8 protein-coding genes are annotated in these 11828 nt (G+C 70.4%); 4 read left to right on the forward strand and 4 right to left on the reverse strand.

Annotated elements, in window-relative coordinates:
• Positions 1-116 precede the first annotated feature (116 nt).
• The 4 genes from GBZ26_RS20305 to GBZ26_RS20320 form a co-directional block, all read right to left on the reverse strand.
• Positions 117-869 (reverse strand): glucose 1-dehydrogenase, encoded by a 753-nt coding sequence (locus GBZ26_RS20305; RefSeq protein ID WP_174440395.1) that lies wholly within the window; start codon positions 867-869, stop codon positions 117-119.
• A 136-nt stretch (positions 870-1005) separates the two neighbouring features.
• Positions 1006-1965 (reverse strand): LysR family transcriptional regulator, encoded by a 960-nt coding sequence (locus GBZ26_RS20310; RefSeq protein ID WP_174440396.1) that lies wholly within the window; start codon positions 1963-1965, stop codon positions 1006-1008.
• Positions 1966-2077: 112 nt separating this feature from the next.
• Positions 2078-3766 carry an acyl-CoA dehydrogenase family protein gene (locus GBZ26_RS20315; RefSeq protein ID WP_174440397.1) on the reverse strand — a complete coding sequence of 563 codons (1689 nt, stop codon included), beginning with the start codon at positions 3764-3766 and terminating at the stop codon, positions 2078-2080.
• 126 nt (positions 3767-3892) lie between these two features.
• Positions 3893-6577: a 2-oxoglutarate dehydrogenase E1 component gene (locus tag GBZ26_RS20320; protein WP_174440398.1), complete on the reverse strand. Its 2685-nt coding sequence runs from the start codon at positions 6575-6577 to the stop codon at positions 3893-3895.
• Positions 6578-6965: 388 nt separating this feature from the next.
• Here GBZ26_RS20320 and GBZ26_RS20325 point away from each other — a divergent pair, with 388 nt between their 5' ends.
• The 4 genes from GBZ26_RS20325 (at position 6966) to GBZ26_RS20340 (ending at position 11778) form a co-directional block, all read left to right on the forward strand.
• Complete coding sequence (locus GBZ26_RS20325) at positions 6966-8051, forward strand: TRAP transporter substrate-binding protein (protein WP_174440399.1); 1086 nt, start codon at positions 6966-6968, stop codon at positions 8049-8051.
• Positions 8052-8154: 103 nt separating this feature from the next.
• Complete coding sequence (locus GBZ26_RS20330) at positions 8155-8802, forward strand: TRAP transporter small permease subunit (protein WP_246654126.1); 648 nt, start codon at positions 8155-8157, stop codon at positions 8800-8802.
• A gap of 7 nt (positions 8803-8809) precedes the next feature.
• Positions 8810-10762, forward strand: a complete 1953-nt coding sequence (locus tag GBZ26_RS20335) for a TRAP transporter large permease (RefSeq protein ID WP_174440400.1) — start codon at positions 8810-8812, stop codon at positions 10760-10762.
• Positions 10763-10794: 32 nt separating this feature from the next.
• Entirely contained in the window at positions 10795-11778 is a 984-nt protein-coding gene (locus tag GBZ26_RS20340; RefSeq protein WP_174440401.1) for a ketopantoate reductase family protein, read from the forward strand.
• Positions 11779-11828 lie beyond the last annotated feature (50 nt).

The raw sequence follows: 11828 nt of genomic DNA on the forward strand, positions 1-11828 counted from the left end.
TGGGAAAGGTTAAAAGGAGACGGCGGCGGGGGGGGGGACTGCCGCCGCTCTCGCGAAAATCCCCCTCCCCCGCCCAGCGGGGGAGGGTCGGGGTGGGGGCTAACGACCGATGCGCTTTACACGCAGCGCCCGCCGTCGATCTCCAGCACCACGCCGGTCAGGAAGGCCGCCTCGTCCGACGCGAGGTAGAGGGCGGCGTTGGCGACGTCGGTCGGCTGGCCCAGACGGCCCAGCGGCACGATGCCCATCATGCGCGCCCGCTTCTCCGGGGTGTCGCCGCCCATGAAGGTGGCGAGCAGCGGCGTCTCGGTGGCCACCGGGGCGAGCGCGCAGACGCGGATGTTGTCGGGCGCCAGCTCCAGCGCCAGCGACTTGGTGATGTTGTGCACGGCACCCTTGGTCGCGTTGTACCAGACCAGGCCCGGACGCGGCCGCAAGCCGGCGGTGGAGCCGAGGTTCAGGATCACCCCGGACTTCTGCGCCCGCATGGTCGCGACGACCGCCTTGGAATAGAGGTAGATCGACTTGACGTTCAGCGCGAAGACGCGGTCGAACTCCTCCTCCGTCACGTTCTCGAAGGGGCCGTTGGCGTGGGTGGAGCCGGCGTTGTTGACCAGGATGTCCAGCCGCCCGAACTTCTCGACGGTGGCGGCAATGGTCATCTCGACATCGGCCATCTTGGTCACGTTGGCGGCGATGCCGATGGCGGACTCGCCCAGCCGTTCGGCGACCGCCTTGGCGGCCTCGCCGTTGATGTCCACGACCGCCACGCGGCCGCCCTCGCGCACGAAGGTCTCGGCCATCGCGAGGCCCAGCCCCTGCGCCGCACCGGTGATCAGGGCGACCTTGCCGTCCAGACGCTTCGTCATTCTCGGTTCCTCCCCAAGGGATTTTGTGATGATGGGGGGAGGCTATCCGCGCCGCAGGGGCCGTGCTATGGACCATCCGTCATAGCTGCTATCAGGCCCCACAGCGGATCATGACCGTCGCGTCAGGGGGCGCGGATCAGGGAGCGCTGTTCTCCCCGGCGCTGCCGGGGGCGACGACCTTGCCCTTGAGCACGCCGTTGGCGACGCATTTCGCCACCTCGGCGTGGATCAGCCGCAGCAGGGCGCGCGTCGCCTTCGACACCGGCTGGTGCAGCGGCGTCGCGGTGACGAGCATGGCGTGCATGTCCTTGGAGCTGATTTCGCGGGCGATCAGCCGGCCCTGGCGCACCTCGCGGTGGACGGCGCCGAAGGGCAGGATGGTCGAGCCCATGCCCTCCTCCACCAGCTGTTTGATGGCGGTGACGGAATCGATCTCCATGTCGACCTGAAGGTCGATGTCGGCCCGCCGCACCGCCGCGTCGACCACACGGCGCAGCCCGTTCTCCAGACCCGGCAGGACGAAGCGCAGGCCACCCAGGGTTTCCACCTCGACCGGCCCGTCGTCGCCGGACACCGCGTCCTTGGCCGACTGGACGAGCAGCAGATTTTCCACAAGCAGCGGTGAGGACAGCATGCTGCGCCCGCGCCGGGCGTCGTAGAGCACGGCGAGGTCGAGCCGCCCGCCCTCGACCCATTCCAGCAGCGTGCCGCTGAACACCTCGTGGATGCGCAGCGTGGCGTCGGGGTAGTTCTCGTGGAAACGGCGGGCCAGCGGCGCCCCCAGCGTGGCGCAGATCGACGGGGGAAGACCCAGAGTGACCGACCCGGTCAGCCGTTCCGACTGGTCCTGAATCTCCTCCTTGATCTCCGACAGCGCGCCCAGCAGATGGCGCACCACGTCGTAGAGCTTGCGCCCCTGCTGGGTCAGCGAGACGCCGCGGCCATGGCGGTAGAACAGGCTGGTGCGCAGCTCGTGCTCCAGCTTCTGGACCTGACGGCTGAGCGCCGGCTGGGTGATGCCAAGCTTGACCGACGCCTTGGAAAAGCTGCCAAGGTCGGCCACCTGAACAAAGTAGCGCAGTTCCAGAAGTTCCATCGCGGGAGAGGTCTCGTCGTTCGGCCTCCGGGTCGGATAGCGAATACGCCGGTATGACACAAGCGGAGTCCTGACAGGTCAGTCCTGCCCGGTCCTCCGCCGTGTCTCTCGATCAATTGCGCCGGGTGAGCAGGCCGCGCGCCACAACCTGGGCCTGGATTTCCGCCGCCCCTTCGAAAATATTCAGAATACGGGCGTCGCACAGCACACGGCTGATCGGATACTCGACCGCGTAGCCGTTCCCGCCGTGGATCTGCACCGCGTTGTCGGCGTTCGACCAGGCGACGCGCGCGGCCAGCAGCTTCGCCATGCCGGCCTCGATGTCGCAGCGGCGGTCGCTGTCCTTCTCACGCGCGGCGAAATAGGTGAGCTGGCGGGCGATCATCGTCTCCACGGCCATCCAGGCGATCTTGCCGGCGACGCGCGGGAAGGCGGCGAGCGGACGGCCGAACTGGACGCGCTCCTGGGCGTAGCGCAGGCCAAGCTCCATCGCGTTCTGCGCCACGCCGACGGCGCGGGCGGCAGTCTGCACGCGGGCGGATTCGAAGGTCGCCATCAGCTGCTTGAAGCCCTGGCCCTCGACGCCGCCCAGCAGGTTTTCGCGCGGAACGGCGAAGCCGTCGAAGCCGATCTCGTACTCCTTCATGCCGCGGTAGCCGAGAACCGGAATCTCGCCGCCGCTCATGCCCTCGGCCGGGAAGGGGTCCGTCTCGCTGCCGCGCGGCTTCTCGGCCAGCAGCATCGACAGGCCGCGGTAGCCGGGGGCGTCCGGGTCGGTGCGCACCAGCAGGGTCATCAGGTCCGACCGGCTGCCGTGGGTGATCCAGGTCTTCGCCCCGGTGACGCGGTAGGTGTCGCCGTCCAGCACCGCGCGGGTGCGCAGGCTGCCCAGGTCGGAGCCGGTGTTGGGCTCGGTGAAGACGGCGGTCGGCAGGATCTCGCCGGACGCAAGGCGCGGCAGCCAGCGCGCCCGTTGCTCGGCGGTGCCGCCCAGGCGGATCAGCTCGGCGGCGATCTCCGCGCGGGTGCCGAGCGAGCCGACGCCGATGTAGCCGCGCGACAGCTCCTCCGTCACCACGCACATGGCGAGCTTGCCCATGCCGAGCCCGCCGTCCTCCTCCGGCACGGTCAGGCCGAAGACGCCCATCTCGGCCATCTGCTCGACGACCGGCATCGGGATCAGCTCGTCCTTCAGGTGCCACTCGTGGGCGTGCGGCTCCACCACGTCGGTGACGAAGCGGCGGAACTGCTCGCGCACCATGTCGAGCGCCTCGTCCTCCAGCGCCGCCTCGCCGAAGCCGCCGCCGTGCAGCGCGTCGGCCAACAGCTCGGCGATGCGCAGCCGCAGGGCGGAGGCGTTGCCGGCGGCGATCAGCCGGCGCACCGCCTCGGTGCGGAAGGCGGCCCGCTCCGCCTCGTCCAGCCCGAAATCGGCGGGGCGGACGATCTCGCCCTGGCTCATCGCCAGACCGCCGTCGAGCTGGGCCAGATACTCGCCGAAGGCGGCCTGGAGCATGCAGGCCTCCAGCTCGCCCAGCCGGCCCGCGCGGTCCAGCCGCTCCGCCCAGCCCTGCATCTGGCGCAGCGCCTCGGCGTAGGTCGCCACCCAGGCGAAGCCGTGCGCCGCCACCTGATGGCGGTCGAGCGCCGCCGCATCGACGCGCCCCTCCGGCGCCACCAGCGCGGCGACGCCGCGCTCGGCGGCCTCGGCCAGCCGCGCCACCGCGTCGAGCGCCGCCGCCGTGGTGGACAGCAGGTCGGACAGCGCAAGCGGGCCGTTGGAGGTTGGGGTGGACGACATGGCGCGTTTCCTCGGTTCTTGTTGTTCGGGTCAGCCCGTCTGTCCTCCTTTGGAGGAAGCAGGGCACTCGCATTCGGCCATTATGGCCCTCTCCCCCCCGGGGAGAGGGATTCTCGGGCTGGAGCGTCAGTCCGCCGCGATGGTCTCGCGGGGCGGCAGGGACGCGGCGATCCCGGCGAAGGCCTGCTCCACCAACCGGCGCTGGTCGGCCTCGTGGTCGCCGTGGAAGCTGCCGGCGGGCGACGCCGCCTCGTCGCGGGCCACGCAGGCGACGCGCGGTTCGGCGCAACCGGCGGCCGCGCGCAGCGCCTCCAGACGGCGGTCCAGATAGGTCCAGGCGCCGAGGTTGCACGGCTCCTCCTGCACCCAGGCGCAGGACGCTCCCGGCCAGCGGCGGAACAGCGCCGACAGAGCGGCGTCGGGCAGAGGGTACAGCGATTCCAGCCGGACCACCGCCACGGCCTCGGCCCCGCGCTCGGCCCGCTCGCGCTCCAGCTCGTAGGCCAGCTTGCCGCTGCACAGCAGGATGCGCTCGACCCGCGCCCCGGCGGTGACGATCACCGGCTGGAAGGCGGTGCCCGGCGCGCAGTCGGCCAGAGTCGACACGGCGGCGGGCAGGCGCAGCAGCGTCTTCGGACTCAGCACCACCAGCGGCTTGCGGTCACGGCGCAGCATCTGCCGGCGCAGCAGGTGGAAGTAGTTGGCCGGTGTGGAAGGATGGGCGACGCGGATGTTGTCGCGCGCTGCCATCTGCAGGAAGCGCTCCGGCCGGGCGGAGGAGTGCTCCGGCCCCTGCCCTTCCAGCCCGTGCGGCAGCAGGATGACGAGGCCGGAGGGCTGGCGCCACTTGTCCTCGGCGCTGACGATGAACTGGTCGATCATGATCTGCGCGCCGTTGGCGAAATCGCCGAACTGCGCCTCCCAGATCACCAGCGCGTCGGGCCGCTCCAGGCTGTAGCCGTACTCGAAGCCGAGAACCGCGTATTCCGACAGCGGGCTGTTGACCACGTCGAACCGCGCCTGCTCCACACCCAAATGGTTCAGGCCCAGATGGTTCAGGCTGACATGGCGGCGCCCGGTGACGGTGTCGGTCAGCGCGAAATGGCGGTGCGAGAAGGCGCCGCGCACCACGTCCTGGCCGGTCAGCCGCACCGGCGTGCCCTCGGCCAGCAGCGTGGCGAAGGCCAGCGCCTCGCCGGTCGCCCAGTCCAGCGGCTCCTCGGCGCGGCGGCGGATGACGCGCTCCACCTTGCGGTCCACGGCGAGCCCGTCGGGAATGGCGGCCAGCGCCGCCAGCAGCCCGCGCAGCCGGTCGTCGTCGACCCCGCTGTCCGGTTCGGCGGGAAGCGCGCCGGCCGGGGCGAAGGGCGCCCAGCGCCCGCCGGGGAAGCCGTCGTGGTTCGGCCGGTGGTCGGAGGCCGCGGCCAGCGCCTCCTGGAAGCGGGTCTTGTGCCCGGCAGCCAGCGCCTCCGCCTCCTCGGGGCCGACCAGACCGTCGGCGGCCAGCCGCTGCGCGTAGAGCGCGCGGACCGGCGGGTGGGCGTCGATCGCCTTGTAGTCGAGCGGCTGGGTGAAGCGTGGCTCGTCGATCTCGTTGTGGCCGTTGCGGCGGTAGCCGACGAGGTCGATCACCGCGTCGCGCCCATGCGCCTGCCGGAAGGCCACGGCGAGGTCGGCGGCGCGCAGGGCGGCGTCGGGGTCGTCGGCGTTGACGTGCAGGATGGGGCTGTCCACCGCCTTCCACAGGCCGGTGCAGTGGAGCGAGGTCCGCGCCTCCTCCCGCTCGGTGGTGAAGCCGATCTGGTTGTTGACGATAACGTGGATGGTGCCGGCCACGGTGAAGCCGGGAACACCGGACAGTTGCAGCGCCTCCGTCACGCTGCCCTGGCCGATCACGCTGGCGTCGGTGTGCAGCAGCACGCAGAGCACCCGCTTGGCCTCGCCGCCCTGGTCACGCTCCAGGTCCTGGCGCGCCCGCGCGCGGCCCAGCGTGACCGGGTTGATCGCCTCCAGGTGCGACGGGTTGGGCGACAGGGTCAGGGCCAGCGACCGTTCGCCGAAGGAGAGGGTGCTCTCTACCCCCATGTGATAGGGCACGTCGGCGGGAACCGGCGGGTCGGCCAGGAAGGGGTGCATGCCCTTGATCCCGGCGAACAGCTCGACCAGCGGCTTGCCCAGCGCGTTGGCCATCAGGCTGAGCCGGCCGCGGTGCATGGTGCCGACCTGGACCTCGGTGACGCCCGCCGCCGCCGCCGCCGCGAGGATGCGGTCGAGCAGCGGAATCAGCGTCTCCATGCCCTCCGCCCCGAAGCGCTTCTTGGTCGGGTAGCGGACGCCGAGCAGCCGTTCGAACTCCTCCGCCGCGGTCAGCAGCGCCAGCGCGCGGCGGCGCGCCTCGGCCGGCGGGGCGGTCTCCGCCCCCTCATAGGCGTCGCGCAGCCAGGAGCGCAGGGCCGGATCGTCGATGTGCGCCGTCTCCAGCGTCAGCGTGCCCTGGTAGAGCCGGCGCAGGCGCGCGGTCTGGGCGTCCTCGGACGCGGAGGATGCGGGAGGCGCCGCGCGGCCCAGCGGGTCGAGCGCGGCGGTGGCGTGCCCGCGCTGGCGGATCTCCTCCTGCCGCAGCGGGACCGCCGGATCGCCGGCCGGACCGCCCGGCGGCGTCCCGGCGGGAACGGCGCCCAGCTCGTCCAGGATCTGGAAGACGGCGCGCCAGCTCACGTCCACCGACGCGGGGTCCTCGCGGAAGCGTTCCTGCAACGCTTCGAGATAGGCGGCTCCGGCGGCGTTGAGCGGAGAGGACAGCCTAGACATGGCGCACACCGTTCATGCGATTGAACATCCGTCGGTTTGATGGCGGTCGGAGACCAGTTGCCTCCAGCTTACCGACCCATCGCGCGGCGCGGAGCGCATGGCGTGCCTGTAACAGATATTCATTGCGGGCATAGCAAACCGTCCGCGCCCGCATCGGTCGGGGCGGGCCGCCGCGGGTTTCGGATGAAACCGTTCGTTCCGCTGATGGCTTGCCGCGCTTATGGCTGATATGCCGGCGAAACGCATTCCGCTGTGCGGCCGCCTGATCCACTGTCAGGGTCACCACACTCTCCCCGGCCACCCACCGGGGACCAAGCGCCTCGGAACGGCATCGCCTCGTCCGGGCAACAAAAATCTCGGCCACAAAAATCTCGGGAGGAAGATCCACATGAAGCGCCGTCAATTCTTCAAGGGTGCCGCCGTCGTTGCCGGCGCCTCCACCCTCGCCGCCCCGGCCATCGCCCAGTCGGAGCCGACGATCCGCTGGCGCTGCGTGTCCAGCTTCCCGAAGAACATCGAGGTGCTCTACGGCAGCGCCGAGGTGCTGGCGAAGAACATCGCCGAGGCCACGGACGGCAAGTTCCAGATCCAGGTCTTCGCCGCCGGCGAGCTGGTCCCGGCTCTGCAGGCGCTCGACGCCGCCAGCAACGACACGGTGGAGATGGCGCACACCGCCTCCTACTACTATGTCGGCAAGGACCCGAGCTTCGCCTTCGGCTGCTGCCTGCCCTTCGGCCTGAACACCCGCCAGCAGAACGCCTGGTTCTACCACGGCGAGGGCGGCAAGCTGCTGGAGGAGTTCTACGCCGGGCACAATCTGAAGGCGCTCGCCGGCGGCAACACCGGCTCCCAGATGGGCGGCTGGTTCCGCAAGGAAATCAAGAATGTGGAAGACCTCAAGGGGCTGAAGTTCCGCATCTCCGGCCTCGGCGGCCAGATCCTGTCCAAGCTGGGCGTCGTGCCGCAGCAGGTCAGCGGCGGCGACATCTACCCGGCCCTGGAGCGCGGCACCATCGACGCCGCCGAGTTCAACGGCCCCTACGACGACGAGAAGCTCGGCCTCTACAAGATCGCACCGAACTATTATTACCCGGGCTGGTGGGACGGTACCTCGCTCCAGCACTTCTTCATCAACACCAACCGCTGGAACAGCCTGCCCAAGCATTACCAGGCGGCGCTGACCTCGGCGGCGGCGCTCGCCAACGTCGACAGCGTGGCGCGCTACGACGTGCTGAACCCGGCGGCGCTGAAGCGCGTGGTGGAGAAGGGCGCCAAGCTGCGCGCCTTCCCGCAGGACGTGCTGCAGGCCAGCCACAAGGCGGCCATGGAGCTTTACGACGAGCTGTCGGACAAGAACCCGACCTTCAAAAAGTTCTATGACAGCTACCGCCGCTTCCAGACGGACTCGAACCTGTGGAACCAGGCGTCGGAATACGCCTACGACAGCGCCGTCCTCCGCCTCGCCCGGCGCTGATCCGGCACGTCCTCAACCATGACCGGGGAGCGGGGCCGCCGCTCCCCTGCCGTGGCATCGTCGCGTTCCGCGCGACCGGCTTTTCCCGGAGGGCCTGCCCACCATGCCGACCCCCAACGCTTCCCCCTTCATGACGGCCCTGGTCGGGACCTGCCGGCTGGTCGACGCGGTCACCGCGCGGCTGGGCAAGGCGATATCCTGGCTGATCGTGCTGGCGATCCTGGTGTCGGCCGTCAACGCCGTCGTCCGCAAGATGTTCGACGTCAGCTCGAATTCATGGCTCGAACTGCAATGGGTGCTGTTCGCCGCGGTGTTCCTGCTCTGCTCCCCCTGGACGCTGAAGGAGGACGAGCACATCCGCATCGACATCGTGAACGCGCAGCTCGGCAAGCGCGCCCGCGACACCATCGACCTGTTCGGCCATCTGACCTTCCTGCTGCCCTTCAGCTTCGTGATGCTGGTCACCTCCTGGCCCTTCGCCATCGCCTCCTACGCGATCGAGGAGCAGTCGATGAACGCCGGCGGCCTGCCGCAATGGCCGGCGAAGATGCTGATTCCGCTTGGGTTCACCGTGCTGTTCATCCAGGGCCTGTCCGAGCTGGCCAAGCGCGCCGCGATCATGTCCGGCCATCTGGAAGACCCCAACCACCGGGCCGGCGGCCATCAGGCGGCGGCCGAGGCCGAGGCGGAACGGCTGCTGGCGGCCGAACGCGAGCGCACCTCCCACCCCGATACCCTTCCCAGCCGGTGACCGCGCGATGAGCACGACCTCCCCCACCCCTTCGCCGCGCGCCGTCCGGCTGTCCGCCATCTCCCTGGTGCTGCTGGCGGTGGTCGCCGTGGCGCTCTACGTGTTGCCGGTGCCCGGCGCCGCCGCGCTCGCCGAACAGGACGGCTGGCGCGGCTGGTTCGGCCACAACATGGCGCCGATCATGTTCGCCACGCTGGTCGGCATGCTGCTGCTCGGCTACCCGGTGGCCTTCGCGCTGGCCGCCAACGGGCTGCTGTTCGGCCTGATCGGCATCGAGATCGGGCTGTTCCGCCCCGACCTGTTCCAGGCGCTGCCGGAACGCGTCTACGGCACGATGAACAACGACGTGCTGCTGGCCGTGCCCTTCTTCACCTTCATGGGTCTGGTGCTGGAGCGGTCCGGCATGGCCGAGGATCTGCTCGACACCATCGGGCAGCTGTTCGGCTCGATCCGCGGCGGTCTGGCCTACGCCGTCATCTTCGTCGGCGCGCTGCTCGCCGCGACGACCGGCGTGGTGGCAGCGTCGGTCATCTCGATGGGCCTGATCTCGCTGCCGATCATGCTGCGCTACGGCTACGACCGGCGGCTGGCGTCGGGCGTCATCGCGGCGTCGGGCACGCTGGCCCAGATCATCCCGCCGTCGCTGGTGCTGATCGTCATGGCCGACCAGCTCGGCCGCTCGGTCGGCGACATGTACGAGGCCGCCTTCGTCCCCGGCCTGCTGCTGTCGGGCCTTTACGCCCTCTACGTCTTCGTCGTCTCGATGATCTGGCCCAAGGCCGCCCCCGGCCTGCCGCCGGAGGCCATCGCCCACCGCGAGCCGAACGGCGCGCGCGGCGTCTGGCAGCTCGGCCTGCTGGCCCTGTTCGCGGGCGCGGTCGCCACCTGGGTGATGGGCCGCACCGATGTGAAGTCCGGCGCCGACTACGTCGTGCTGCTGCTGTCGGTGGCGGTGCTGGTCGCCTTCCTGGCGGCCGCCTTCAACCGCGGCTTCGGCGCGCAGCGCCTCGTTCTGCAGTTCGTCGCCACGGCGGCGCTGACCGCGGGGGCGGCGTGGCTGACGGTGAACGGGTGGACCAGCCTGGCCCTGGTCGGCGATTCCGTCGCGGCGGGCGCGCTCTACGCGCTGGCGGTGGCGGTGGTGGAGCGGACGAGCGGCCGCCGCCTGATCTCGCGCATGGCCGAGCAGGCGACCTTCGTCATGGTGCCGCCGCTGGCGCTGATCTTCCTGGTGCTGGGCACCATCTTCGTCGGCCTCGCCACCCCGACCGAGGGCGGCGCCATGGGGGCTGTCGGCGCTCTGGCGCTGGCGGCGCTGAAGAAGCGGCTGAACCTCGACATGGTGCGGCAGGCGACCTACGCGACGGCCAAGCTGGCCTCCTTCGTGCTGTTCATCCTGATCGGCGCGCGGGTGTTCTCGCTGACCTTCTACGGCGTCAACGGCCACATCTGGGTCGAGGAGCTGATGGTCTCCCTGCCCGGCGGCCAGATGGGCTTCCTGATCGCGGTCAGCGTGATGGTCTTCCTGCTGGCCTTCTTCCTCGACTTCTTCGAGCTGGCCTTCATCGTCATCCCGCTGCTGGCCCCGGCGGCGGAGCGGCTGGGCATCGATCTGGTGTGGTTCGGCATCATCCTGGCGGTGAACATGCAGACCAGCTTCATGCACCCGCCCTTCGGCTTCTCGCTGTTCTTCCTGCGCTCGGTGGCGCCCAAGCTGCCCTACATCGACCGCATCACGAAGAAGGAGACGGCCCCCGTCCTGACCAGCCAGATCTACTGGGGTGCTGTGCCCTTCGTGGTCATCCAGCTCGTCATGGTGGCGCTGGTGATCGCCTTCCCGCAGATGGTCATGCACTACAAGTCGACCGCCACCAAGCTCGACGACAAGCAGATCGAGGAGCAGTTCAAGGGCCTCGGCGGCGACCTGAACGACGACCTGCCGCCGCTGGAATTCAAGTGATCGAGACCAAGACCGAGAGAGGGAAGAGCGACATGCGCATCGCCGTCGTAGGGGCCGGGGCCGTTGGCGGCGCGCTGGCCGGGTATCTCGCCGCCACGGGCCGGCACGAGCTGTCGCTGCTGGCCCGCGGCGCCCATCTCGCGGCGATCCGCGAGGGCGGGCTGACCGTGCAGACGCCGAAGGGGACGCTGACCAGCCGGCCGCGGGCCAGCGACTCCGCCGAAGACCTCGGCCCGCAGGACGTGGTGATCGTCACGGTGAAGGGGCACGGCTTGCCGGCCCTGGCCGCGTCCTTCCCGGCGCTGTGCGGGCCGGACACGCTGGTGGTGGCGGCGCAGAACGGCATTCCCTGGTGGTACCTGTACGGCGCCGGCGACGGCGTGACGCCGGAGCCGCTGGAGGTGGTCGATCCCGGCGGCGCCATCTGGTCGGCCATCGGGCCGGAGCGGGTCGCCGCCTGCGTGATGGAGGTGCTGCCCGCCCGCATCGTCGAACCGGGCGTCGTCGCCCACACCGCCCTGCCGGTGCTGGCCTTCGGCGCCCCCCGGCCCGGCGACCACGCGGAAAAGCTGGCGGCCCTGGCGGATTCCTTCAACGCGGCGGGCGCCACCGCCCGCCTGCCCGCCGACATCCGCGTGCCGCTGTGGAGCAAGCTGATGCTCAACATGGCGGTCGGCCCGACCAGCGTGCTGACCGGCGCCACCATGGGCGCCATGGAGCAGGCCCCCGGCATGGCCGCCGTCCAGGGCCGGCTGATGCGCGAATGCCTGAACGTCGCCCAGGCCTGGGGCGTTGCCCTGCCCGACGACATCGACGAGCGGCTGAGCCGGGGCAGCGGCGTGCCCGGCCATAAGCCGTCGATGCTCCAGGATTTCGAGGCGGGGCGCAGCATGGAGATCGACCCCATCGTGACCACCGTCCTGGAGCTGGCCCGCCGCCGCGGCGTGCCGGTGCCGACCATCGAAACATTGTGGGCGCTGACCGCCCTGAAGGAGCGGGTGGCGCGCGCCGACTGAGCGCGCTTGCCCCCACCCTGGCCCTCCCCCGCTCACGCAGGGGAGGGGAC

This window comes from Azospirillum formosense (assembly GCF_013340925.1).
Lineage (GTDB): Bacteria > Pseudomonadota > Alphaproteobacteria > Azospirillales > Azospirillaceae > Azospirillum > Azospirillum formosense.

What these genes read in the sequence shown, in the direction of transcription:
- GBZ26_RS20340 (WP_174440401.1), top strand. Translation starts at nt 10,795, where the DNA reads ATGCGCATCGCCGTCGTAGGGGCCGGGGCCGTTGGCGGCGCGCTGGCC.
- GBZ26_RS20310 (WP_174440396.1), bottom strand. Translation starts at nt 1,965, where the DNA reads ATGGAACTTCTGGAACTGCGCTACTTTGTTCAGGTGGCCGACCTTGGC.
- GBZ26_RS20335 (WP_174440400.1), top strand. Translation starts at nt 8,810, where the DNA reads ATGAGCACGACCTCCCCCACCCCTTCGCCGCGCGCCGTCCGGCTGTCC.
- GBZ26_RS20330 (WP_246654126.1), top strand. Translation starts at nt 8,155, where the DNA reads ATGCCGACCCCCAACGCTTCCCCCTTCATGACGGCCCTGGTCGGGACC.
- GBZ26_RS20305 (WP_174440395.1), bottom strand. Translation starts at nt 869, where the DNA reads ATGACGAAGCGTCTGGACGGCAAGGTCGCCCTGATCACCGGTGCGGCG.
- GBZ26_RS20320 (WP_174440398.1), bottom strand. Translation starts at nt 6,577, where the DNA reads ATGTCTAGGCTGTCCTCTCCGCTCAACGCCGCCGGAGCCGCCTATCTC.
- GBZ26_RS20325 (WP_174440399.1), top strand. Translation starts at nt 6,966, where the DNA reads ATGAAGCGCCGTCAATTCTTCAAGGGTGCCGCCGTCGTTGCCGGCGCC.
- GBZ26_RS20315 (WP_174440397.1), bottom strand. Translation starts at nt 3,766, where the DNA reads ATGTCGTCCACCCCAACCTCCAACGGCCCGCTTGCGCTGTCCGACCTG.